At 63.3% G+C, this 22,404-nt stretch carries 30 protein-coding genes; 21 read left to right on the top strand and 9 right to left on the bottom strand.

All coding sequences use genetic code 11. The annotated features are described in order from the left end of the window. Nucleotide 1: 1 nt before the first annotated feature. The 8 genes from rplB to ACQ4MJ_RS19350 all read left to right on the top strand — a co-directional run bounded on the left by rplB (nucleotide 2) and on the right by ACQ4MJ_RS19350 (nucleotide 4,028). On the top strand, nucleotides 2-826 hold the full coding sequence (rplB, locus tag ACQ4MJ_RS19385; protein ID WP_010467175.1) for a 50S ribosomal protein L2: 825 nt from the start codon (nucleotides 2-4) through the stop codon (nucleotides 824-826). Between the two features lie 10 nt (nucleotides 827-836). Beyond that, nucleotides 837-1,112, top strand: coding sequence for a 30S ribosomal protein S19 (gene rpsS, locus ACQ4MJ_RS19380; RefSeq protein WP_010467177.1), 276 nt, complete (start codon nucleotides 837-839; stop codon nucleotides 1,110-1,112). A gap of 9 nt (nucleotides 1,113-1,121) precedes the next feature. Next, the gene (gene rplV / locus ACQ4MJ_RS19375; protein WP_007847806.1) at nucleotides 1,122-1,454 is read left to right on the top strand and encodes a 50S ribosomal protein L22; all 333 of its coding nucleotides are present in this window, start codon (nucleotides 1,122-1,124) and stop codon (nucleotides 1,452-1,454) included. 15 nt (nucleotides 1,455-1,469) lie between these two features. Further along, a complete protein-coding gene (gene rpsC, locus ACQ4MJ_RS19370; protein WP_055394983.1) occupies nucleotides 1,470-2,351 on the top strand; it encodes a 30S ribosomal protein S3 in 882 nt (293 codons plus the stop codon). A 2-nt stretch (nucleotides 2,352-2,353) separates the two neighbouring features. Beyond that, entirely contained in the window at nucleotides 2,354-2,770 is a 417-nt protein-coding gene (gene rplP, locus ACQ4MJ_RS19365) for a 50S ribosomal protein L16 (protein ID WP_015012190.1), read from the top strand. Nucleotides 2,771-2,786: 16 nt separating this feature from the next. Beyond that, entirely contained in the window at nucleotides 2,787-2,981 is a 195-nt protein-coding gene (gene rpmC / locus ACQ4MJ_RS19360) for a 50S ribosomal protein L29 (protein WP_055394985.1), read from the top strand. Nucleotides 2,982-2,990: 9 nt separating this feature from the next. Next, complete coding sequence (gene rpsQ / locus ACQ4MJ_RS19355; RefSeq protein WP_055394987.1) at nucleotides 2,991-3,260, top strand: 30S ribosomal protein S17; 270 nt, start codon at nucleotides 2,991-2,993, stop codon at nucleotides 3,258-3,260. Nucleotides 3,261-3,518: 258 nt separating this feature from the next. Continuing rightward, nucleotides 3,519-4,028, top strand: a complete 510-nt coding sequence (locus ACQ4MJ_RS19350; RefSeq protein ID WP_431151594.1) for a peroxiredoxin — start codon at nucleotides 3,519-3,521, stop codon at nucleotides 4,026-4,028. Between the two features lie 142 nt (nucleotides 4,029-4,170). Here the strand turns inward: ACQ4MJ_RS19350 and ACQ4MJ_RS19345 are convergent, their stop codons facing one another. The 3 genes from ACQ4MJ_RS19345 to ACQ4MJ_RS19335 all read right to left on the bottom strand — a co-directional run bounded on the left by ACQ4MJ_RS19345 (nucleotide 4,171) and on the right by ACQ4MJ_RS19335 (nucleotide 7,226). Next, nucleotides 4,171-5,061 (bottom strand): reverse transcriptase family protein, encoded by an 891-nt coding sequence (locus tag ACQ4MJ_RS19345; RefSeq protein ID WP_431153045.1) that lies wholly within the window; start codon nucleotides 5,059-5,061, stop codon nucleotides 4,171-4,173. Nucleotides 5,062-6,007: 946 nt separating this feature from the next. Continuing rightward, nucleotides 6,008-6,499 carry a GNAT family N-acetyltransferase gene (locus ACQ4MJ_RS19340; protein WP_121422003.1) on the bottom strand — a complete coding sequence of 164 codons (492 nt, stop codon included), beginning with the start codon at nucleotides 6,497-6,499 and terminating at the stop codon, nucleotides 6,008-6,010. Between the two features lie 46 nt (nucleotides 6,500-6,545). Continuing rightward, on the bottom strand, nucleotides 6,546-7,226 hold the full coding sequence (locus tag ACQ4MJ_RS19335) for a cytochrome b/b6 domain-containing protein (protein ID WP_121507823.1): 681 nt from the start codon (nucleotides 7,224-7,226) through the stop codon (nucleotides 6,546-6,548). 159 nt (nucleotides 7,227-7,385) lie between these two features. On the opposite strand from ACQ4MJ_RS19335, the gene ACQ4MJ_RS19330 reads away from it, so the two are divergent. After that, complete coding sequence (locus ACQ4MJ_RS19330; protein ID WP_055394996.1) at nucleotides 7,386-7,841, top strand: c-type cytochrome; 456 nt, start codon at nucleotides 7,386-7,388, stop codon at nucleotides 7,839-7,841. 242 nt (nucleotides 7,842-8,083) lie between these two features. Here ACQ4MJ_RS19330 and ACQ4MJ_RS19325 read toward each other — a convergent pair whose 3' ends face one another. Further along, nucleotides 8,084-8,587: a peroxiredoxin family protein gene (locus tag ACQ4MJ_RS19325; RefSeq protein WP_121422005.1), complete on the bottom strand. Its 504-nt coding sequence runs from the start codon at nucleotides 8,585-8,587 to the stop codon at nucleotides 8,084-8,086. 211 nt (nucleotides 8,588-8,798) lie between these two features. Here ACQ4MJ_RS19325 and ACQ4MJ_RS19320 point away from each other — a divergent pair, with 211 nt between their 5' ends. From ACQ4MJ_RS19320 to ptsP, 5 genes are read left to right on the top strand one after another with little or no spacing between them, the layout of a single operon-like run. Beyond that, nucleotides 8,799-9,347: a hypothetical protein gene (locus tag ACQ4MJ_RS19320; RefSeq protein WP_055395000.1), complete on the top strand. Its 549-nt coding sequence runs from the start codon at nucleotides 8,799-8,801 to the stop codon at nucleotides 9,345-9,347. Then, nucleotides 9,344-10,630, top strand: a complete 1,287-nt coding sequence (locus tag ACQ4MJ_RS19315) for an MFS transporter (protein ID WP_431151596.1) — start codon at nucleotides 9,344-9,346, stop codon at nucleotides 10,628-10,630. The genes ACQ4MJ_RS19320 and ACQ4MJ_RS19315 overlap by 4 nt, the downstream gene beginning before the upstream one ends. After that, nucleotides 10,627-11,079 (top strand): PTS sugar transporter subunit IIA, encoded by a 453-nt coding sequence (locus ACQ4MJ_RS19310; RefSeq protein ID WP_055395004.1) that lies wholly within the window; start codon nucleotides 10,627-10,629, stop codon nucleotides 11,077-11,079. Before ACQ4MJ_RS19315 ends, ACQ4MJ_RS19310 begins: the two co-directional genes overlap by 4 nt. Next, entirely contained in the window at nucleotides 11,048-11,317 is a 270-nt protein-coding gene (locus ACQ4MJ_RS19305; protein WP_121422008.1) for an HPr family phosphocarrier protein, read from the top strand. Before ACQ4MJ_RS19310 ends, ACQ4MJ_RS19305 begins: the two co-directional genes overlap by 32 nt. Further along, on the top strand, nucleotides 11,314-13,083 hold the full coding sequence (ptsP, locus tag ACQ4MJ_RS19300) for a phosphoenolpyruvate--protein phosphotransferase (protein WP_055395009.1): 1,770 nt from the start codon (nucleotides 11,314-11,316) through the stop codon (nucleotides 13,081-13,083). Before ACQ4MJ_RS19305 ends, ptsP begins: the two co-directional genes overlap by 4 nt. Before the next feature lie 84 nt (nucleotides 13,084-13,167). Here ptsP and ACQ4MJ_RS19295 read toward each other — a convergent pair whose 3' ends face one another. The 5 genes from ACQ4MJ_RS19295 to ACQ4MJ_RS19275 form a co-directional block, all read right to left on the bottom strand. Continuing rightward, on the bottom strand, nucleotides 13,168-14,001 hold the full coding sequence (locus ACQ4MJ_RS19295; protein WP_431151598.1) for a DMT family transporter: 834 nt from the start codon (nucleotides 13,999-14,001) through the stop codon (nucleotides 13,168-13,170). 103 nt (nucleotides 14,002-14,104) lie between these two features. Then, nucleotides 14,105-14,815 (bottom strand): AraC family transcriptional regulator, encoded by a 711-nt coding sequence (locus ACQ4MJ_RS19290; protein WP_055396224.1) that lies wholly within the window; start codon nucleotides 14,813-14,815, stop codon nucleotides 14,105-14,107. Between the two features lie 32 nt (nucleotides 14,816-14,847). Further along, entirely contained in the window at nucleotides 14,848-15,828 is a 981-nt protein-coding gene (gene lipA, locus ACQ4MJ_RS19285; RefSeq protein WP_431151599.1) for a lipoyl synthase, read from the bottom strand. 15 nt (nucleotides 15,829-15,843) lie between these two features. After that, nucleotides 15,844-16,539 carry a lipoyl(octanoyl) transferase LipB gene (gene lipB / locus ACQ4MJ_RS19280; RefSeq protein ID WP_228897621.1) on the bottom strand — a complete coding sequence of 232 codons (696 nt, stop codon included), beginning with the start codon at nucleotides 16,537-16,539 and terminating at the stop codon, nucleotides 15,844-15,846. Nucleotides 16,540-16,565: 26 nt separating this feature from the next. Continuing rightward, nucleotides 16,566-16,883, bottom strand: a complete 318-nt coding sequence (locus ACQ4MJ_RS19275) for a YbeD family protein (RefSeq protein ID WP_055396230.1) — start codon at nucleotides 16,881-16,883, stop codon at nucleotides 16,566-16,568. A gap of 276 nt (nucleotides 16,884-17,159) precedes the next feature. On the opposite strand from ACQ4MJ_RS19275, the gene ACQ4MJ_RS19270 reads away from it, so the two are divergent. Genes ACQ4MJ_RS19270 through atpG form a run of 7 tightly spaced genes read left to right on the top strand, consistent with a single transcriptional unit; the run spans nucleotide 17,160 to nucleotide 22,400 of the window. Continuing rightward, the gene (locus ACQ4MJ_RS19270) at nucleotides 17,160-17,633 is read left to right on the top strand and encodes an ATP synthase subunit I (protein WP_055396234.1); all 474 of its coding nucleotides are present in this window, start codon (nucleotides 17,160-17,162) and stop codon (nucleotides 17,631-17,633) included. 19 nt (nucleotides 17,634-17,652) lie between these two features. Then, nucleotides 17,653-18,531, top strand: coding sequence for a F0F1 ATP synthase subunit A (gene atpB, locus ACQ4MJ_RS19265; protein ID WP_121422014.1), 879 nt, complete (start codon nucleotides 17,653-17,655; stop codon nucleotides 18,529-18,531). A 60-nt stretch (nucleotides 18,532-18,591) separates the two neighbouring features. Further along, nucleotides 18,592-18,861 carry a F0F1 ATP synthase subunit C gene (gene atpE, locus ACQ4MJ_RS19260; RefSeq protein WP_007847749.1) on the top strand — a complete coding sequence of 90 codons (270 nt, stop codon included), beginning with the start codon at nucleotides 18,592-18,594 and terminating at the stop codon, nucleotides 18,859-18,861. A gap of 34 nt (nucleotides 18,862-18,895) precedes the next feature. Then, nucleotides 18,896-19,366 carry a F0F1 ATP synthase subunit B gene (locus ACQ4MJ_RS19255; protein WP_007847746.1) on the top strand — a complete coding sequence of 157 codons (471 nt, stop codon included), beginning with the start codon at nucleotides 18,896-18,898 and terminating at the stop codon, nucleotides 19,364-19,366. 10 nt (nucleotides 19,367-19,376) lie between these two features. Continuing rightward, nucleotides 19,377-19,919 (top strand): F0F1 ATP synthase subunit delta, encoded by a 543-nt coding sequence (locus ACQ4MJ_RS19250; protein WP_055396238.1) that lies wholly within the window; start codon nucleotides 19,377-19,379, stop codon nucleotides 19,917-19,919. A gap of 42 nt (nucleotides 19,920-19,961) precedes the next feature. Further along, a complete protein-coding gene (gene atpA / locus ACQ4MJ_RS19245) occupies nucleotides 19,962-21,515 on the top strand; it encodes a F0F1 ATP synthase subunit alpha (protein WP_055396240.1) in 1,554 nt (517 codons plus the stop codon). Between the two features lie 18 nt (nucleotides 21,516-21,533). Continuing rightward, nucleotides 21,534-22,400 (top strand): F0F1 ATP synthase subunit gamma, encoded by an 867-nt coding sequence (gene atpG, locus ACQ4MJ_RS19240; protein WP_055396242.1) that lies wholly within the window; start codon nucleotides 21,534-21,536, stop codon nucleotides 22,398-22,400. The last annotated feature ends 4 nt before the right edge of the window (nucleotides 22,401-22,404 follow it).

The following is a 22,404-nucleotide window of genomic DNA, read 5'->3' as shown; positions in this document are numbered from 1 at the left end:
CATGGCTGTCATCAAGATGAAACCCACTTCGCCCGGCCAACGTGCCGTGGTGAAGGTCACGCGTGACCACCTGTACAAGGGTGAAGCGTACGCACCCCTGCTGGAGCCACAATTCCAGAAGGCCGGTCGTAACAACAACGGTCACATCACCACCCGCCACAAGGGCGGTGGCCACAAGCACCACTACCGTGTGGTGGACTTCAAGCGCAACAAGGACGGCATTCCGGCCAAGGTTGAGCGCATTGAGTACGACCCCAACCGTACGGCCCACATCGCTCTGGTGTGCTATGCCGACGGCGAGCGCCGCTACATCATCGCTCCCCGCAACCTGGAAGTGGGCGCAACCCTGCTGTCCGGTTCGGAAGCCCCGATCCGCGCTGGCAACACGCTGCCTATCCGCAACATCCCCGTGGGTTCGACCATCCACTGCATCGAGCTCAAGCCCGGTGCCGGTGCTCAGATCGCTCGCTCGGCTGGTGCTTCGGCAACGCTGCTGGCCCGTGAAGGCGTTTACGCTCAAGTGCGTATGCGCTCCGGCGAAGTGCGCAAGATCCACATCGAATGCCGCGCCACCATTGGTGAAGTGGCCAACGAAGAGCACAGCCTGCGCCAACTGGGCAAGGCCGGTGTGAAGCGCTGGATGGGTATTCGTCCTACGGTTCGCGGCGTGGCCATGAACCCTGTGGATCACCCTCACGGTGGTGGCGAAGGCCGCACCGGCGAAGGCCGCCATGCAGTCGATCCTTGGGGCAATCTGACCAAGGGTTATCGCACCCGTAACAACAAGCGCACACAGATCATGATCGTGTCGCGTCGCAAGAAGTAAGGGGTAACAGATGACTCGCTCTCTTAAAAAGGGTCCATTTGTTGACCATCACTTGCTGGCCAAGGTCGAAAAGGCCGTTGCCACCAAGGACAAGAAACCAGTCAAGACCTGGTCGCGTCGCTCCATGGTTCTGCCCGAGTTCATCGGTCTGACCATTGCCGTGCACAACGGCAAGCAGCACGTACCTGTCTATGTCACCGACCAGATGGTGGGCCACAAGCTGGGCGAATTCGCCCTGACGCGCACCTTCAAGGGTCACCCCGCTGACAAAAAAGCGAAGAAGTAAGGAACGACCATGTCTGAAACACGTGCAGTCCTCCGGGGCGTCCGTCTGTCGGTCGACAAGGGCCGTCTGGTCGCTGACCTGATCCGCGGCAAGAAGGTGGACCAGGCTCTGAACATCCTGAACTTCACGCAGAAAAAAGCTGCGGGAATCGTCAAGAAAGTTCTGGAGTCGGCTATCGCCAATGCCGAACACAACGATGGCGCTGACATCGACGAACTGAAGGTCAAGACCATCTACGTCGAACAAGGCACCACGCTCAAGCGCTTCACCGCGCGCGCCAAAGGCCGCGGCAACCGCATCAGCAAGCCCACGTGCCATGTGTACGTGACGGTTGGCAACTAAAGGCTCGGGAAGACTATGGGACAAAAAATCCATCCTACCGGCTTCCGCCTTGCGGTCAGCCGCAACTGGTCCAGCCGTTGGTACGCCAGCAACCGCGACTTCGCGGGCATGCTGGCCGAAGACATCAAGGTGCGTGAGTACCTGAAGGCCAAGTTGAAGAACGCGGCTGTGTCGCGCATCCTGATCGAGCGTCCAGCCAAGAACGCCCGCATCACCATTTACTCGGCACGTCCTGGTGTGGTGATCGGCAAGAAGGGTGAAGACATCGAGAACCTCAAGAAGGAACTCGCTCTGCGCCTGGGTGTGCCAGTGGCAGTCAACATCGAAGAAGTGCGCAAGCCCGAAATCGATGCCAAGCTGATCGCCGACAGCATCACGCAACAGCTCGAAAAGCGGATCATGTTCCGCCGCGCCATGAAGCGTGCGATGCAGAACGCCATGCGTCTGGGTGCCCAGGGCATCAAGATCATGTCGTCCGGTCGTCTGAACGGTATCGAAATCGCTCGTTGCGAATGGTACCGTGAAGGCCGCGTGCCACTTCACACGCTGCGCGCCGACATCGACTACGGCACCTCTGAAGCCAAGACCACCTACGGTGTGATCGGCGTCAAGGTCTGGGTCTACAAGGGCGATACGCTGGGTCGTAACGACCTGCCTGCCGTGGAAACCCCACGTCCAGACGAAGAACGCCGCCCACGCGGTCCACGCCGTGACGGCCGCCCAGGTGGCGATCGTCCAGGCGCAGGCCGTGGCCCACGTCGTCCAGTCGGTGGTAACACCGCTCCGGCCGACGGCAGCGACAAGCCAGTGGAAGCTGGTGGCGCTGATAACACCGCCGTTAAGCGCGTACGCAAAGTCGCCGCGCCCGCTACAGCAGCGGACGGAAAAGGAGAATAAGTATGCTGCAACCTGCTCGCCGCAAGTACCGCAAGGAGCAAAAGGGCCGTAATACCGGTGTCGCAACGCGGGGTGCCTCCGTTGCGTTCGGTGATTTCGGTCTGAAGTGCACCGATCGTGGCCGTCTCACGGCCCGCCAGATCGAAGCTGCACGCCGTGCGATTTCCCGTCACGTCAAGCGTGGCGGCCGTATCTGGATCCGCGTGTTCCCGGACAAGCCAATCTCTACCAAGCCCGCAGAAGTGCGTATGGGTAACGGTAAGGGCAACCCCGAGTACTACGTGGCCGAAATCCAGCCCGGCAAGATCGTTTTCGAGATCGTCGGTGTGCCTGAAGAACTGGCCCGCGAAGCGTTCCGCCTGGCTGCAGCCAAGCTGCCGCTGCGCACCACGTTTGTCAGTCGTCACCTTGGCGCTTAATTCAGGAGAACAAGCAATGAAGACTACTGAACTTCGCCAAAAAGACGTCGCCGGTATCGAAGCCGAAATCAAGGCGCTGCAAAAGGCCCACTTCGGCCTGCGCATGCAAAAGGCTACGCAGCAATTGGCTAACACCAACACGCTGCGCACCACCCGCCGCGATATCGCCCGTGCAAAGACCATTCTTGCTGAAAAGCAAGCCGCCAAGTAAGGAGCCCACATGACGGAACCTAAAAAATCCCTCAAGCGCACCTTGGTTGGCAAGGTGGTCAGCGACAAGCGTCAAAAGACTGTGACCGTGCTGGTCGAGCGCCGTGTGAAGCACGAGCTCTACGGCAAGATCGTTGCGAAGTCGAGCAAGTACCACGCCCATGATGAGAATGGCGAGTACAAGCTGGGCGACGTGATCGAAATTACCGAAAGCCGTCCGCTCTCCAAGACCAAGAACTGGGTGGCTACCCGCTTGGTGCAAAAGGCCGGTCTGCTGTAAATCAGCATCCCATTGCCCCGGGGTCAAGACCCCGGACGGCAAAGCCTTTCAAAACGACCCACAATGTGGGTCGTTTTGCTTTGTGGCCCACTTTTTTAGGACTCAGGCAAATCGGGATGCGGCATCAACTCGCTTTGGCGTGAGTCGCTTGTCTGAGCCTTGTTTTGCGCACGTCATGTTGTGTTGGCGGCGCGGGGCACTTCGCGTATCCAATCCCATTCATCCCGCTATCCATTCCACCATCCCAAGGAGATAACAATGATCAAAGTCGGTGACACCCTGCCTGCCAGCACGCTCATGGAATATTCGGAAGTCGAGGGCGAGGGCTGCAGCATCGGCCCGAACCCTGTGCCTGTAGACAAGGCTACGGCTGGCAAGACGATTGCCCTGTTTGCATTGCCCGGAGCGTTTACGCCCACCTGCTCGGCCAAGCATGTGCCAGGCTATGTGGAAAAGGCCGCCGAGTTCAAGGCCGCTGGTGTGGATGAGATCTGGTGCGTGAGCGTGAACGACGCCTTTGTCATGGGCGCATGGGCACGTGACCAGAAGACCGATGGCAAGGTCCGCATGTTGGGCGACGGCGACGCCACTTTCGCCAAGGCCACCGGTCTGACGCTGGATCTGACGGGCAAGGGCCTGGGTCTGCGCAGCAACCGCTATTCGATGCTGGTGCGCGACGGCAAGGTGGTCACCCTCAACGTGGAAGCCCCGGGCAAATTTGAAGTGAGCGACGCTGACACGCTGCTCCAGCAAGCCCAAAAGACTTGAGTTCGGCGTTAACCGGCTGCGCCGAGTTGCTCCCTGCGATGTGGGGTGTTCTGGCTTGGGCCGGCTGCCGGGGTCGCCATTGCTTTGGCGAGAACTTGCGAAGCCGGCCATAAGCGTGATCCCGGGAAGGCCTTGAGCGGATCTAAAGCTCGTTGGAAAACCGGATGGCATGGAGCAGCCGCTGCAGCTTCGCTCTGCGTGTCGGCGCCAGCCATTGACTGGCCCATTGGATCTCGCCGGTCAGCCGGGCCCGCTCGCTGATGTCCACCTGGGGCTGTTGGCACAGCCGGTGCAGGCGGGCCTTGAGGATGTCGAACTGTGTGCGGCTGTAGTTGGCGCGCTCGTTGACCACCAGTCCCGTCACATACTGCCGCTGGTGCGCTGGCATCACGCGGGTCTTGTCCGCGCGCAGGGTGAATCCTTCGTCCTGGGCAATGGCGGTCACCCAGGCGCGCAAGTCCACCCACTGCTGGTGCAGCGCCTTTGAACTTGAAAACACCAGGTCGTCGGCATAGCGGGTGTAGCGCGCGCCAAAGCGCTCTGCCAGGGCGTTCAGCCGCAGGTCCAGCCCGAAGGCACACAGATTTGCCAAGGCGGGCGACGTGGGCGCACCCTGCGGCAAATGGGGCTGTTTCAGGCGCGTGCTGATGGCACGGCGCTGCGCGATAGCCTCCCGCGGCAGGGGGGCTGCTTCCAGCAATCGTTCCCGGACGACCTGAGGGGTTCGCGTGGTGGTCAGCCGCGTGAGCAGCTCGGCGGCCGGGCGACCATGGCCCAGTGCCCGCCACAGCGCGCGCACGCGGGTGGCCGTGATGCACATGAAGAAATCGGCCAGGTCAAACCGTATCACCACAGCCTGCTGGGTGTGGACCTGTGCGTGGGTGCCCACGCCGTGGCCGCGCACAAAGCCATGCGCGGCCTCGTGCACGGGCACGCCAGCCAGCAGGCTGTCCAGAATGCGGCGCTGCGTGCTGGCCAGGCGCGGGCGGGGCGCCTCCAGCAGGCGCAGCCCACCGCTGGGCTTGGGCAGCAAGCGGTAGCGATAGTGCGAAAGGGGTAGGGCATGGCCCCCGTCCTGACGTTCGCGCCAGTGCGCATGCTCGGGCGCGAGCCACAGGAGGTCATCCTGCGAAACGGCCAGGGCCTCGGTCACGTCGGTGGCGGCCAGCAGCACGGGCGTGGTGCGCTCACGGCCCATCCATGCGGGGTGCGCGCCTGCCGTGGCGGAGCGCAGCAGCCAGTGCAACGGCTCCCCGGTGCGTGGGCTGGCGGCCCAGGTGCGGAAAGCCCGGGCGAGTTGGGGGTCGGGCCATTGGTGCAAAGGCAGGGCTGGTTCGGCGTTTTCATCGTCGTCGCCCGCCAGCTCGTCCCAGGCGTCCTGGTCTTTTTCCTCCTGCTGGCTGAAGGTCGTCGTAAGCGACTGCAAGGTGGCGCCATTGCGCAGCCCCGCTTTACGCCACCAGACACCCCAGCACAGCCAGGTGGCCACGTCCTCAGGCTCCAGCCGCGCCCATTCGGCCCCGGACGCGTGGGACAGGCGGCGCAGCTGTTCGAGCAAGGGCGGGGGCAGTGGAACGGGGCTGTCCGCCAGGGTCGTGTTGTTACCCAGGCAGGCACCTGCGCGCGCTGCCAGTGCCTGGAGGGTGCGACGCTCCGGCTCCCGTGCATCGGCCAGCACGGCCATGGCCAGCGCCTTGGCCAGTGCGCGTGTGCGGGCTGGAGTCTTCGTCACGAAGCTGCGAAGTGTAGGAAGTTGGCCCGGTGCCAACCTGCGGGTTGGGTGCGAACTGCACGCCACGGGTGGCGGGAGGTTCGCGCGCCGCGATGGACGCGTTGGAAGACAACACCGTGGGGCTGCCCCACGGCTCGATCCTGATCAACAGGCTCGAAGTGCTTGGCACCGGGCCGGTCTGATTCTATAACCGCTATAAATTTAATAGCTATTGACGCAATATCAGTGAGAGCCAGGCGACAAAAACTCAAGAAATATCAACCTTGAGGTAATGCGCCCCCGCAATGGGGTTGTGGTAATAGGGTGGAATCTCTTCAAAGCCCAGGTCGGTGTACAGCGCCCGGGCCGATTCCATGTCGTCGAGCGTGTCGAGCAGCACGCAGGCGTAACCCGCCTGGCGCGCCCGGTCGAGCATGGCCTCCGCGAGTTCGCGGCCCAGGCCGAAGCCCCGGAAGGCTTTGCGCACGTACAGCCGCTTCATTTCGCTCGCGTTCGGGTAGTCGGCCGTATCCAGTGGCCGAAGGGCGCAGCAGCCGGCAATCGCCCCTTCGACCTGGGCCAGCAGCAGTGCGCCGCGCGGCGGGCCGTAGTCGCCGGGCAGGCCCGCGAGTTCGGTCTCGAAGTCCTGGAAACACAGGTCTACGCCGAGGGTGTCGGCGTACTCCCGGAAGATGGTGCGGACCGCTTCCATCTCAGCGGGCGAGGTGGGGGTCAGCAGGGTGACGGAAGGCTTGTCCAAAACGCAGTAGTTCAAAACAGCGGAAGCCGCAGTGTAGCGAGTCTGGCTAGAACCCCGCCGCTGCCCCCAGAGAGGACACCCACCAGGCCAGCGCGGCACTCAGGGCCAGCACCACCAGCGCCACGGCCCGGCTGGTCAAGTCGTCGCGAGACGGCGTGGCCGGGGCGGGCAGCAGCTTGTCGCCATGCAGCATGGGCCGGACGAGGCGTTGGCGGCGAACCAGCACATAGAAAATGATGGCGATCAGGTGCAACCCCACCAGCCCCAGCACCAGGTACTGGCCAATTTCCTTGTGGTAGCCCGTGGCCTGGCCGACCACTGCATTCGACACAAACCGGGTGAGCGGGCCAGCGAAGGCGATCTCGTCATCACTCAGCAAACCGGTGGCCACTTGGGCCACCAGCACGGCCAGCAGCGCAAAGACCGACAGGGCGCCCAGTGGGCTGTGGCCAATGCTGTCTTCGGCGTGGGCTGAACCGCGCAGATACCGCAGCACCCGCATCGGGGAGTACAGAAAACTCGTGAAGCGCGACCAGCGCCCGCCCATCAGTCCCCAGACCATGCGGAACACCAGCAGCGCCAACACGCCGTACCCCAGCCGGAAATGCCATTCCATGGCGTTGCCCCCCACCTTGGCGGTGATGACCAGGCCCACGACGCTCGCGGCGAGTGCCCAGTGGAAGATGCGGGTGGGAAGGTCCCAGATGCGTACGGAGTGTTGCGTCATGGCGGCGGGGCAGGGTGGTTGGACGAAGGGTGGTGGGCCGCATTGTGAAGGAGGCGGGGTCAACCCGAAAGAGCATGCCCGCTGCGAAATGGGCGGTAAAACGGCATACTTGCCCCGGGCTCTCAGAGCCTGTCCACCCCACGAAAAAGGAATCTCCCTATGAAAGCACTTGCCGCGTTCGCCCTTGCCGCCGCTACGCTGACCTTGTCCGCACCGGCCTCTGCCCAGTTCGCCAAGGCGGAAGACGCCATCAAATACCGCCAGAGCGCGCTGTTTGTGATGGGCCAGCACTTTGGCCGCCTTGGGGCCATGGCCAATGGCCGTATCCCGTTCGACGCCAAGGCCGCGCAGGAGAACGCGGACGTGGTGGCGCAGATGGCCAAGCTGCCCTGGGCGGGATTTGGCGCGGGCACCGACAAGGGCGCGCCCACCAAGGCATTGCCTGAAATCTGGACCGAACAGGCCAAGTTCAAGGAGCATTCCGACAAGCTCGAAGCCGAATCCGTCAAGCTGGCCGCTGCGGCCAAGACGGGCAACCTGGACAACCTCAAGACCGCATTCGGCGCGGCCGCTGGCACCTGCAAGGCCTGCCACGACAATTACCGCGCGAAATAAGGCACATCCCCCTGAGCGGCTGCGCCGCTTCCCCCTTCTCTCTACGCGCTACGCGCTGCGGGAAGGGGGACGACGCCAGCGCGGCGGGGCGGCCCTTGCGCGGCGTCCGCTCCTCTGGGAAACGCCAGTTTCAGAGGTCATTTGCAAAATTGATAGCTGCTGGCGCTTGCCCCATAAGCGCAAAAGGCCGATTTCTCATGAAATCGGCCTTTTGTCTTTGGAAGGACTGACGGAGGCGCAGCTCAGGTCTCTGCGAGCAACTTCTCGATCAATTGATGCAACTCGGGGAAGTTCGGCGCCCCCACATAGGTTTTCACGATCTCGCCGCGCTTGTTGACGATGAAGGTCGAGGGCGTGAGGCGCACATCGCCCCAGGCCTGGGCCACCTTGCCGGTGTTGTCGATCGCCACCTTGAAGGGCAGCTTGCGGGTTTCGGCAAAGTTCACCACGTAGCTGGGCGGGTCGTAGCTCATGGCCACGGCGAGCGTGTCGAAGCCTTTGGCGTGGTACTTGTTGTAGGTGGCCACGATCTCGGGCATTTCCGCCACGCAGGTGGTGCAGCTGGTGGCCCAGAAATTCACCAGCGTGACCTTGCCGCGCAGATCGGCGGTGGATTGGCTCGTGCCGTTTAGCAACACGAAGGTGGATTCCGGTGCCGCAGAGCGGCCTGTATCCAGGTAAACATAGGCACCCACGGCCGCAAATGCTGCCACTGCCACCCCTGCCGCCCAATGCTTGATCGCCATGACTTGTCCATTCATCCTGAAACTGTGGCCCCTGTGGGTACCCGGGCCTGCAACCGGCATTGTGCCGGACCTGCCCTAACAACAACGCCCGTCTTCTACCTTCACGGGTGGCCCGCAGGCCGAACTTGGGATGGAGTCGGCTTGGCGGGCAAAAGTTCGCCCGCAGGGGATGCAGCCTGTTGATCTGGGTCACTGTGCCGATAATCGACCGATGAACTGGACACCAACCCGGGCTGCTGCCCTGCCACCGTTGCTGTGGCTGCTCGTGGGCTGCAGCCCTGCACTGAACTGGCGCAGCGTGCCTTTGCCCGAGGCCGGCATCACCATCACCTTGCCTTGCAAGCCTGACCAGGCCACGCGCACGGTTGAACTGGCGGGGGTGCCCGTCGAGCTGTCCATGGCGGGCTGCGATGCCGACGGCGCCACATTTGCCGTGTCGCATGCGGCCCTGGCAGACCCTGCCCAAGCGGGCGCTGCCCTGCGGCACTGGCGGGCCGCTGTGGTCGCCAACCTCGGCGCGGGCGCCGCAGCCACGGCGGCTGATGCGCCGTATGCCCCCAAGGGTGCACTGCCCCTGCCGCAGTCGGTGCGCACCGTGGTGCAAGGCCAGCGTGCCGACGGCAGCCCCGTGTTTGCCCAGGGCGTGTGGTTTGCGCGCGCTGCGGGGCCGCAGATGCGGCTGTACCACGCGGTGGTTTACACGGGCAAGCCCCGCCCCGAGTTGGCCGACCAGTTCTTTGCAGGGATGGTGCTCCAATGACCGGGCATGCGGTGTTGCCCAGGCGGGCAGCGGTCATCGTTTTTCTGGCCTTTGCCTTCGCCTACTTCCTGTCGGCACTGGTGCGGGCTGTTACGGCCACTCTAGCGCCCACACTGGCGCAGGAGTTTTCGCTGCAGGCCAGCGACCTGGGCTTGCTTGCGGGCGGGTACTTTCTGGGCTTTGCGGCCACGCAGCTGCCGCTGGGCACCTGGCTGGACCGGCATGGCCCCCGCAAGGTGGCGCTGGGATTTCTGGGCGTGGCCGTGGTGGGCAGCCTGGTGTTTTCGGTGGCGACGGGGTTTTCGGGCTTGCTGGCCGGGCGTGTGTTGTGTGGTGCGGGCGTCAGCGCCTGCCTGATGGCGCCGCTCACGGGCTATAGGCGCTGGTTCGAGCCCACGGCGCAGATGCGCGCCAACTCCTGGATGCTGATGACGGGCTCGCTGGGCATGGTGGCGTCCACGCTGCCGGTGCAGTGGGCCCTGCCCCTGGTGGGGTGGCGGCCGCTGTTCTGGGGGTTGGCGGCGCTGATCGCGCTGTCGATGGTGGTGATTGCCGTCTGGGTGCCCGGCTGGGCGGCGGGCACACCGGGCGCGGGCGGTGGTGGTGGTGATGCCACGGCGGAGCGCGGCCCCAGCGGTGTCACTGTGCCACCGGGCTATGCGATGGTGTGGCGCCACCCATATTTCCAGCGCCTGGCGCCCCTGGGCTTCTTTGTGTACGGCGGCATGGTGGCCATGCAGACGCTATGGGCAGGCCCATGGATGCAGCGGGTGGCGGGCTACTCACCGCTGGAGGCTGCCACGGGGCTGTTCTGGATCAACGTGGCCATGCTCTGCACGTTCTGGACCTGGGGCATGGTCAACCCCTGGCTGCTGCGCAAGGGGCTGGGAGCGGACCGGCTGATGGCTGCGGGCTTGCCGCTGTGCCTGGTGGTGTTGCTCGGCATCATTCTCGCGGGGCCGCAGGCGGGAGGCGGTGCCTGGGCGCTGTTTTGTGTGTCGTGCACGTTTGTGTCGCTGTCGCAGCCTGCGGTGGCCATGGCGTTCCCGCAGGCGCTGGCGGGGCGCGCGCTGTCAGCCTACAACCTCGTGATTTTTGCGGGAGTGTTTGTGGTGCAGTGGGGCATTGGCCTGGGGGTGGACGCCTTTGCCGCGGCCGGCCTGTCCACGGTGCAGTCGTTCCAGGCCGCGATGGCGGTGTACCTGGCGTGCAACGCGGTCGCCTACGCGTGGTTCCTGCTGCAGGGGCGGCGCCATAATGTGCTGCAAACCACCACGCCATGAGCACCACCAGCATCCTCATCATTGCCCACGCCCCGTTGGCCCATGCACTGCGCGAATGTGCGCTGCATGTGTTTCCTGACTGCGGCGACAACGTGGCCGCTCTCGACGTGCAGCCCAACCAGCCGCCCGAAGAGTCGCTGGCGCAGGCCCGCATCATGCTGCAGCAACTGGGCGCAGATTCCACCCTGGTGCTCACCGACGTGTTTGGTGCCACCCCCTGCAACGTGGCGCAGCGCGTGATCGAGAACGTGCGCTCGCGCCTGGTGACGGGGGTCAACCTGCCCATGCTGCTGCGGGCAGTGAGCTACCGCCACGAACCCCTCGACGCGGTGGTCACCCGCGCCGTGGTGGGGGGCACCCAGGGCGTGATGCAGGTGGCCATCTCCGCGCCGCAGAACCAGAACACCCGTAATCGACATGATCAAGATACGTACGACCATCAGCAATAAATTGGGCCTGCATGCCCGCGCTTCGGCCAAGCTGACCAAGCTGGCTGGCAGCTTCCCCTGTGAGGTTTTCATGAGCCGTGGCGACCGCCGCATCAACGCCAAGAGCATCATGGGCGTGATGATGCTGGCCGCCGGCATGGGCACTGAGGTGGAGATTGAAACCAACGGGGATCGTGAACAGGAGGCCATGGATGCCCTGCTGGCCTTGATTGCCGACAAATTTGGTGAGGGTGAATGACTTTTTCCGTCCACGGTCTCGCAGTCGCTCGCGGCATTGCCATCGGCCGTGCCGTGCTGGTGGCGTCCAGCCGTGTGGACGTGGCGCACTATTTTGTGAAGCCAGAACAGGTCGAGGGCGAGATTGAGCGGGTGCGCAACGGCCGCAATGCCGTGGTCGAGGAACTGCAGCGCCTGCAGACCGACATGCCCGCCGATGCGCCGCATGAGCTGACCGCGCTGCTCGACGTGCACCTGATGCTGCTGCAGGACGAGGCCCTCACGGGCGGCGTCAAGCACTGGATCACCGAGCGCCTGTACAACGCCGAGTGGGCGTTGACCACACAGCTCGAAGTCATCGCGCGCCAGTTCGACGAGATGGAGGATGAGTACCTGCGCGAGCGCAAGGCTGACCTGGAACAGGTGGTCGAGCGCATCCTGCGCTACATGAAGGGCGTGGCCAGCCCCGTGGCGCCGCCGGTCAGCAGCCCGCGCCGCCACAAGCAACTGGGCCTGCAGCAAGACCTGCTGCTCGACGACACGGTGGACGTGCCCCTGGTGCTGGTAGCGCACGACCTCTCGCCCGCCGACATGCTGCAGTTCAAGCAAAGCGTGTTCGCCGGCTTCGTCACTGACGTGGGCGGCAAGACATCGCACACCGCCATCGTGGCGCGCAGCATGGACATCCCGGCCGTGGTCGGTGCGCGCGCCGCCAGTCAGCTGGTGCGGCAGGACGACTGGGTCATCATCGACGGCGATGCAGGTGTGGTCATTGTCGATCCGTCGCCCATCATCCTGGCCGAATACGGCTTTCGCCAGCGCCAGGTGGAGCTCGAGCGCGAGCGGCTGGCCCGGCTGCGCCACACCCCTGCCATCACCATCGACGGCCACAAGATCGAGCTGCTGGCCAACATCGAACAACCCGGCGACGCGGCCACCGCCGTGCGCGCCGGGGCCGTGGGCGTGGGCCTGTTCCGCAGCGAATTCCTGTTCATGGGCAAGACGGGCAACCTGCCCGGCGAGGACGAGCAGTACCGCGCCTATTGCGAGGCCATTGACGGCATGCAGGGCCTGCCCGTCACCATTCGCACCATCGATGTGGGCGCGGACAAGCCGCTGGACCACAAGAGCCACAAGGACAACTACCTGAACCCCGCGCTGGGTCTGCGCGCTATCCGCTGGAGCCTGGCCGACCCGGCCATGTTCCGCACCCAGCTGCGCGCTGTGCTGCGTGCGGCGGCGCATGGCAAGGTCAACCTGCTGTTCCCCATGCTGGCGCACACGCACGAGATCCAGCAGACGCTCGCCCAGGTGGACCTGGCCCGGGGTGAGCTGGATGCGCGTGGCGAACCCTACGGCCCGGTGCAGCTGGGCGCGATGATCGAGGTGCCCGCCGCCGCGCTCATGGTGCGCACCTTCCTCAAGTACTTCGACTTTCTCTCCATCGGCACCAACGACCTGATCCAGTACACCCTGGCGATCGACCGTGCCGACGAGGCTGTGGCCCACCTGTACGACCCGCTGCACCCCGCCGTGCTGCGCCTGGTGGGCGACGTGATCGCCGAGGGGGAGCGCCAGGGCAAGAGCGTGTGCGTGTGTGGTGAGACGGCGGGCGATGTGACCATGACGCGCCTGCTGTTGGGCCTGGGCCTGCGCAGCTTCTCCATGCACCCCGCGCAGATCCTGGCTGTGAAGCAGGAGGTGCTGCGCGCTGACACGCGCAAGCTGGCGCCCTGGGCGCAGCAGGTGCTGGAGGGCGACGAACCTGCGGCGTTGCTGAGCTCTTGAGCGATAGGTTTTGCTCTTAAAATAATAGCTGTTAGCGCTTTATAGATGAGCGCTAGAGGCCAATCTGACGCGTATTTCTCATGGTCAGCGCGCCCGCATCCCCATCACTGCCGCGCTGATGATCATCACCGTGGCCAGTGCGATGCTCCAGCTGAACGAGCGGCCACTCACCACGATCAGCAGCGCGGTGGACGCCAGCGGCGTGATGTAGCTCAGGATGCCGATGTGCCGCGCGTCCCCGAGCTTGAGCGCCTTGTCCCACATGAAAAACGACGCCCCCAGCGGCCCCAGGCCCAGCACTGCCAGCAGGGCCCAGTCGCGCGGCTGCAGCGCCACGGCGGGCTCCAACACCACATGGCACAACAGGGACAGCACGCCGGACACCAGTCCGAACAGGCCGATGGCCGTGGTCGGAAAAGCCGCCACGCTCTTGGTCATGAGCGAGTACGTGGCCCAGATGAATGCTGCGGCCAACGCGGGCAGGTAGCCCCAGGCCAGCGTGCCACTCAGCTCGCGTCCACCCGCAATCGCAATGGCTGCGCCCCCAAAACCCAGCAGCGCCGCCAGCACATGCGGCAGGCGCAGCGCCACACCGGGCAGCACCACAGGCGAGAGCACCACGATGAACAGCGGCCACAGGTAGTTCACCAGATTGGCCTCCACGGGCGGCGCGTGGCGCAGCGCAATGAACAGCAGGAAGTGGTACGCAAACAGGCCATACACACCGAGCGCTAGCGTGCGCAGTGGAATGCGCCACTGCGACGGGTCACGCAGCACAAACGGCCAGGCTGGCACGCTGCCGATGATGAGCGCAATGCCCGTGAGCAGGAACGGTGGAATGTGGGTGAGCGAGACACCCAGCGAGGCGAGGGAGGCCCACAGCGCGATGGCGCCCAGGGCGTACAGGTTGGCTTGCATGGCGCCGAGCTTACGCGCGCACGGCACTCGGGATCGTCGCGCAACGATGGTCCGTCGTCGCGGGTTGATCGTCGGCTGGACGCGGCAGCCTTTTGTCAGTGATTCAGTGATCTTCAGCGCGCCGCAGTGCCGCTGTGAGGGCCGAGGGCGAGCGGTAGCCCGTGCGCCGTGCTACTTCGGCCACGGCCATGCCTGTGCCCCGCAGCAGCCGCGCCTGTGCCAGGCGCTGGCCGCGCAGCCAGGCCATGGCACCCATGCCCTGGTCTTCGCGGCACCTGGTAGCGAACTGGCTGGGGCTCAGATGCACCTGCGCCGCCAAGTCGGCAACGTTGAGTTCGCGGTGCCATTGCAGGGCTGCCCAGCGCTGCAGAGCAGGCCAATCGATAGTGCGTTGGCGCGTGGATCGGTGGAGGGATGTATGGGGCGCTGAGCCCGCCAGCCACGCTTCCAGCAGCAATGCCGGGCCGTGGGTCTGCGCCAGCGGGCGGCCTTGTTGCAATGCGCTGGCCAGGTAGTGCGCCAGGGGCAGCGCATCGGTGGGCAGTGCGGTAGTGAGCTGCGCGCTGGCGCACTGCGCCCAGCCGGGGTGGGCGCTGTCGAGCACCAGGCAGACGCTGCCGCGCGACGATTCGAAGTCGTGGCGATCCCCCGGCGCAATCACGCAGCCGCCACCGGGCGCCACGCGCACACCGTGCCCCGCGACTTCCAGGTCCAGTGCGCCGGAGAGACCCAGCAGTATCTGGAAGTGATCGTGGCTATGGCTGCCCGGCGATGCACCGTAGCGCCGCAGCGAGAGCGATTCCGCGGCGCCCATGATCGTGCTCTGGGTTGCGCGTCCCGCCAGGCTTAAACGCCAGCGGCGTGCGCCTGCTGGTCCGCGTGGTAGCTGCTGCGCACCATGGCGCCGACCGCAGCGTGGCTGAAGCCCATCTTGTAGGCCTCTTCCTCGAACATCTTGAAGGTGTCGGGGTGCACGTAGCGGCGCACGGGCAGGTGGCTGTTGCTGGGCGACAGGTACTGGCCGATGGTCAGCATGTCGATGTTGTGATCGCGCATGTCGCGCATCACCTGCAGAATCTCTTCGTCCGTCTCGCCCAAGCCAACCATGATGCCGCTCTTGGTGGGGACATTGGGGTGCAGGGCCTTGAATTTTTTCAGCAGGTTCAGGCTGAACTGGTAGTCGGAGCCTGGGCGCGCTTCCTTGTACAGGCGGGGTGCGGTTTCCAGGTTGTGGTTCATCACGTCGGGTGGCGCGGCTTTCAGGATTTCGAGCGCACGGTCGTCGCGGCCTCGGAAGTCGGGCACCAGGATCTCGATCTGCGTAGCGGGCGACAACTCGCGGATGTTCTGGATGCACTCCACAAAATGGCCGGAGCCGCCGTCGCGCAGATCGTCGCGGTCCACGCTGGTGATCACCACGTACTTGAGCTTGAGCGCGGCGATGGTCTTGGCCAGGTTCAGGGGCTCGTCCTTGTCCAGCGGGTCGGGGCGGCCGTGGCCCACGTCGCAGAACGGGCAGCGGCGCGTGCACTTGTCGCCCATGATCATGAAGGTGGCCGTGCCCTTGCCGAAACACTCGCCGATGTTGGGGCAGGAGGCTTCTTCGCACACCGTGTGCAGCTTGTGCTCGCGCAGGATCTCCTTGATCTCGTAGAAGCGTGTGGTGGGGCTGCCCGCCTTCACGCGAATCCACTCGGGCTTCTTGAGCACTTCGCCTTGCTCGACCTTGATCGGAATGCGCGAGAGCTTGGCGGCCGCTTTTTGCTTGGCCAGCGGGTTGTAGGCTTCGGTGGATTGCGCTTCGCGGACGACTTCAGGGGTGCTCATGGCATGTAGGCAGGTTCAGGGCGCCAACCGGATGCTGAGCTGCTGGCCCAGCACCTGCGCGGCTTCTTCCCAGGTGGTGTGGACCCCGATTGTAGAAAGGTCCACCGTTTGCAAACCTGCGTAACCGCAAGGGTTGATGCGCGCAAAGGGCTCCAGGTCCATCGCCACATTGAGCGCCACGCCGTGGTAAGTGCTGTGCCGACTGACCTTGATACCCAGGGCGGCGATCTTGCCCAGGCCCTCGAAGTCCGGGATTGGCGCCGCCGTGCCGATGCGCTTTTGCGGACGCTGCGGCAGCAGGGCGTGGCTGTGTGGGTCGTCCAGCCGCACATAGATGCCAGGCGCGCCGCCCACGCGGTGGCCCGTGATGCCAAAGTGCGCCAGCGTGCGGATCACGGCTTCTTCCACGCGGTAGACGTACTCCTTGACGAAGTAACCTGCGCGCTGCAGGTCGATCAGTGGATAGGCCACCACCTGGCCGGGGCCGTGGAAAGTGACCTGCCCGCCACGGTTGGTGGCTACCACCGGAATGTTGCCCGGGTTCAGCACGTGATCACTTTTGCCTGCGAGCCCTTGTGTGTACAGCGGTGCGTGCTCGCACATCCAGAGCACGTCGGGTGTACCGGCCGAACGCGCGGTGGTGTAGTCCTGCATGGCCTGGACGGTGGTGGCGTAGTCCACGCGGCCCAGCATGCGAATGTCGATGGTCATGCGGCAAACATGCTGCAGCCTCGGGGCTACAGCACCACTTTCACCAGGGGGTGTGACGACAGTGCGCGGTACAAGTCGTCGAGCTGCTCCCGGCTGGTCGCGGTGATGGTGATGGTTACTCCGAGGTAATTGCCAGCGCGGCTGTCTCGCAGTTCAATGGTGCTGGCGTCAAAAGTGGGGTCGAACTGGCGGGCCAGTTCAGTGACAGCATGCACAAAGCCGTCCACCTTGGCGCCCATGACCTTGATGGGGAACCTGGAGGGATATTCGATCAACGAGTCTTTGCGTGGATCGTTAGCCTGTGTGTCGAGGCCATTGGCAGGTGGTGGGCTGGAGGTTGTCATGGTGCGTACTGCTTCGGTTTCAATAGCTGGCGGGGCTTTGCCATTGTGCGCTAGCGGGGTTGTTGTGCTGCCGCTGGGGTGCAGGCAGCCTGCCCCAGGCCAGTGCACGGCAGTGCGGGAAGGATGGGAAAAGCCGTTGGCCTGTCACCACAACAGCGCATGCACGCGCACCGGTTTTGGGCCGGGCTTGCAGGTCTTTGTCGTGCGTCACGGGTTTTTACTTATAATTAGAGGCTTTGTGAAAGTTGCAGTCTGTAACGCGGGCGTCATTCAACAATGAAAACAATCCCGCCAGAGACTGAAATTGAGGCTGAAGAATCTGACTTCAAGCCCCTGACGGCCGAGGAGGCCGAGGTGTGGCGCAGTCGCAATCCTTCCATCTCTGTGTGGAAGGTGGTGGCGGGTCAGGCACTGGTCGGGATGCTGGTGGCCCTGGTGGCCTGGGCTCTGACGGGCAGGGCATCGGTGGGCTGGTCTGCGGCTTATGGTGCGCTGGCTGTGGTGGCTCCGGCAGCGTTGTTTGCACGCGGTGTGTTGCGCCATTCGGCGTCTTCCAAGCCGCGTGCTGCCATGGTGGGATTCTTTGGTTGGGAGATTGCCAAGATCGTGCTGACGGTGGCGCTGCTTGCTGCGGCACCTCGGCTGGTGTCGGGCTTGAGCTGGATTGCCTTGCTGGTTGGCATGGTGGTCGCAATGAAAACGTACTGGGTGGCGCTTTTGGTGCGACCCGGTGTCCGAAAAACCGATTGATATAGAGAAGAGTTGTCCGATGGCCGCAGAAGCGCACGCTCCGACTGCAAGTGAATACATCGTTCACCACCTGCAGCATCTTCAAAACGTCAACCAGACCAAGATTGTTGATTTCACCGTCATCAACTACGACTCGATCATCGTCGGTCTGGTTCTGGGTGTGCTCACCCTTTTGATTCTGTGGTCAGCTGCCCGTAAGGCAACCTCCGGTGTGCCCGGTCGCTTCCAGGCGGCGGTGGAAATGCTGGTCGAGATGGTGGACAACCAGGCCAAGGCCAATATCCACAATGCCGAGAGCCGCAAGTTCATTGCTCCTCTGGGTCTCACGGTGTTTGTCTGGATCTTCTTGATGAACTTCATGGACATGTTGCCGGTGGACCTGCTGCCCGCCATCTGGGCCAAGATCTATGGCGCTGCTGGTCATGATCCCCACCACGCCTATCTGCGTGTCGTGCCTACGGCCGACCTGTCCACCACCCTGGGGCTGGCATTTGCTATTCTGATCCTGCGCTTCTGGTATAGCGTCAAGATCAAGGGCGCTGGCGGCTGGGCGCATGAACTCGTGTCGGCTCCGTTCGGCACCAGCAAGAACCCCATCTTCGCCCTGATTCTGGGCGTCGTGAATCTGCTGATGCAGATCATTGAATATGTCGCCAACACCGTATCGCATGGCATGCGGTTGTTCGGCAACATGTACGCCGGTGAACTGGTGTTCATGCTGATCGCCCTGATGGGTGGTGCGGCTGCACTGTCGCTGTCGGGTGTGCTGCTGCCTGTGGGCCACGTCATCGCTGGCACCATCTGGACGCTGTTCCACATTCTGGTGATCTCTCTGCAAGCCTTCATCTTCATGATGCTTGCACTGATCTACCTCGGTCAGGCGCACAACGCGCACTAACGGTTCCCTTTCGTTTCCCTTTTCTTTTTCAACCTTTCTTTTTTTAACTCAGGAGTCATCATGGAAAACATTCTCGGTCTCGTCGCTCTGGCTTGTGGTCTGATCGTTGGTCTGGGCGCTATCGGCGCTTCCATCGGTATCGCACTGATGGGCGGCAAGTTCCTCGAATCGTCGGCACGTCAGCCTGAACTGATCAACGAACTGCAAACCAAGATGTTCATCTTGGCTGGTCTGATCGACGCCGCCTTCCTGATCGGCGTGGCTATCGCTCTGCTGTTCGCTTTCGCCAACCCCTTCGCTTCGACGTTCTTGGCCAACCTGCCCAAGTAAGTCCCGTTCAACGCCACTCTAGAAAGGTGTTGCCGTGAGTATCAATGCGACCCTGTTCATTCAGGCCATCGTCTTCTTGATCCTGGTGTGGTTCACGATGAAATTCGTGTGGCCCCCGATCGCGAAGGCGTTGGATGAACGAGCCCAGAAAATCGCCGAAGGCCTCGCTGCTGCCGACCGTGCCAAGTCCGAACTGACCGCTGCCAACCAGCGCGTCGAAAAGGAGTTGTCACAGGCGCGCAACGAAACGGCCTCGCGTCTTGCGGACGCCGACCGACGTGCCCAGGCCATCATCGAAGAAGCCAAGGCACGCGCCACGGAAGAAGGCAACAAGATTGTTGCCTCCGCCCGTGCCGAAGCCGAGCAGCAAACGGTGCAAGCCCGCGAAGCCCTGCGTGAGCAGGTGGCAGCGCTGGCCGTCAAGGGTGCTGAGCAGATTCTCCGCAAGGAAGTCAATGCCGGCGTTCACGCCGACCTGCTCAACCGCCTGAAGACCGAGCTGTAAGGGGACACACATGGCTGAACTCGCCACCATTGCCCGCCCTTACGCCGATGCCCTGTTCAAGGCCGCTACTGCGGGTGCGGGCATGGACCTGGCCAGCACCGCTGACTGGGTCGATGAACTGGCGGCCATTGCCGCCAACCCCCAGTTGCGTCAGCTGGCGGACAACCCCAAGGTGACGGCAGATCAGGTGTTTGCCGTCTTCACGGGTGTTGCGCGTTCGGCGCTGTCCGATACGGCCAAGAATTTCCTGCGCACAGTCATCGACAACGGACGCATCAACGCGCTCCCGGAAGTGGCTTCGCAGTTTCGTACCCTCGTGAATCGCCGCAACGGCTCTTCGGATGCCGTGGTGTACAGCGCTTTTCCGATGGACAGTGCCGCACTGTCCGAGGTCAGCGCAGCGCTGGAAAAGCGCTTCGGCCGCAAGCTCAATCTCGCTGTTCAGCAGGACGAGTCCCTGATCGGCGGCATTCGCGTAGTGGTGGGTGACGAGGTGCTGGACACTTCGGTCAAGGCCCGTCTTGAACAAATGAAAGCGGCCCTCACCGCGTAACGCGCGGCGAGGACAGCGAACCAAAGAAAGAAGGAAAGAGTCATGCAACTCAATCCCGCAGAAATTTCTGAACTCATCAAGAGCCGCATCGAAGGTCTGGCTGCCAGCAGCGATATCCGCAATCAGGGCACCGTGGTGTCTGTGTCGGACGGTATCGTTCGCGTTCACGGCCTGTCGGACGTGATGCAAGGCGAAATGCTGGAGTTCCCCGCCACCAAGGACGGCCAACCTTCCTACGGCTTGGCGCTGAACCTGGAGCGCGACTCCGTCGGCGCCGTGATTCTGGGCGAGTACGAGCACATCTCCGAAGGCGACACCGTCAAGTGCACGGGCCGCATTCTGGAAGTACCCGTCGGTCCCGAGCTGATCGGCCGCGTGGTGAACGCCCTGGGCCAGCCTATTGATGGCAAGGGTCCTATCAACGCCAAGCTCACCGACGTGATCGAAAAGGTCGCTCCGGGCGTGATCGCCCGTAAATCGGTGGACCAGCCTCTGCAAACCGGCCTGAAGTCCATCGACTCCATGGTGCCTGTGGGCCGTGGCCAGCGCGAGCTGATCATTGGTGACCGCCAGACCGGCAAGACCGCTGTGGCCATCGACGCCATCATCGCCCAGAAGGGCCAAGGCGTGACCTGTATTTACGTTGCCATCGGTCAGAAGGCATCGTCGATCAAGAACGTGGTGCGCGCACTGGAACAAGCCGGTGCCATGGAATACACGATTGTGGTGGCCGCATCGGCTTCCGAATCGGCCGCCATGCAGTACGTGTCGGCCTACTCCGGCTGCACCATGGGCGAATACTTCCGCGACCGTGGCGAAGACGCCCTGATCGTGTATGACGACCTGTCCAAGCAAGCTGTGGCTTACCGCCAAGTGTCGCTGCTGCTGCGTCGCCCACCAGGCCGCGAAGCCTACCCTGGCGACGTGTTCTATCTCCACAGCCGTCTGCTCGAACGTGCAGCCCGCGTGAATGCCGACTACGTCGAAGCCTTCACCAAGGGTGAAGTCAAGGGCAAGACCGGTTCGCTGACCGCACTGCCGATCATCGAAACGCAAGCTGGCGACGTGTCCGCTTTCGTGCCGACCAACGTGATCTCGATCACTGACGGCCAGATCTTCCTGGAAACCTCGCTGTTCAACGCCGGTATCCGCCCCGCCATCAACGCCGGTATCTCGGTGTCGCGCGTCGGTGGTGCTGCCCAGACGAAGCTGGTGAAGAACCTGTCCGGTGGTATCCGTACCGACCTGGCCCAGTACCGTGAACTGGCTGCGTTCGCGCAGTTCGCTTCCGACCTGGATGAAGCCACCCGCAAGCAGCTCGACCGCGGCGCCCGCGTGACCGAATTGCTCAAGCAGGCGCAGTACAGCCCGCTGTCCATCTCGCTGATGGCTTCCACGCTGTTTGCTGTGAACAAGGGCTTCATGGACGACATCGACGTCAAGAAGGTTCTCGACTTCGAACACGGCCTGCACCAGTTCCTGAAGACCAGCCACGCCGCTCTGCTGGCCAAGCTGGAACAGGCCAAGGCCATGGACAAGGACGCAGAAGCCGAATTGACCGCAGCCATCGCCGCGTTCAAGAAGTCGTTCGCTTAAACCGGACGAGGAGCCATCATGGCAGCAGGCAAGGAAATACGCGGCAAGATCAAGTCGGTGGAGAACACCAAAAAGATCACCAAAGCCATGGAAATGGTGGCTGCATCCAAAATGCGCAAGGCGCAAGAGCGGATGCGGGCTGCCCGCCCTTACAGCGAGAAGATCCGCAACATTGCAGCCAATCTCGGCCAGGCCAACCCTGAATACGTGCATCCGTTCATGAAAGTGAACGATGCCAAGACGGCTGGCGTGATCGTGGTGACGACCGACAAGGGCCTGTGCGGTGGCATGAACACCAACGTGCTGCGCGTCGTGACGTCCAAGCTGCGTGAGCTGCAGGGCGCTGGCGTGTCCACCGAGGCGGTTGCCATTGGCAACAAGGGCCTGGGTTTCCTGAACCGTGTCGGTGCCAAGGTGGTTTCGCACGTGACGGGCCTGGGCGACACGCCCCATCTGGACAAGCTGATCGGACCGGTCAAGGTGCTGCTCGATGCGTATGCTGAAGGCAAGATCAACGCGGTGTACCTCTCGTACACCAAGTTCATCAACACCATGAAGCAGGAATCGGTGGTGGAGCAGTTGCTCCCCCTGTCGTCCGCGCAGATGCAGGCCGACAAGACCGAACATGGCTGGGACTACATCTACGAGCCCGATGCACAGACCGTGATCGACGATCTGCTGGTCCGCTATGTCGAATCCCTGATCTACCAGGCCGTTGCGGAAAACATGGCGTCCGAGCAGTCGGCACGCATGGTGGCCATGAAGGCCGCCACCGACAACGCCGGCAGCGTCATTGGCGAGTTGAAGCTGGTCTACAACAAGACGCGCCAGGCAGCGATCACGAAAGAACTTTCGGAAATCGTGGCTGGCGCCGCTGCTGTGTAAGCAG

The organism is Acidovorax facilis, from assembly GCF_050626955.1.
Classification (GTDB): Bacteria; Pseudomonadota; Gammaproteobacteria; order Burkholderiales; family Burkholderiaceae_C; genus Acidovorax; species Acidovorax facilis.
Note: the sequence above shows the minus strand (reverse complement) of the source record. Positions and strands in the feature narration are given on the sequence as shown.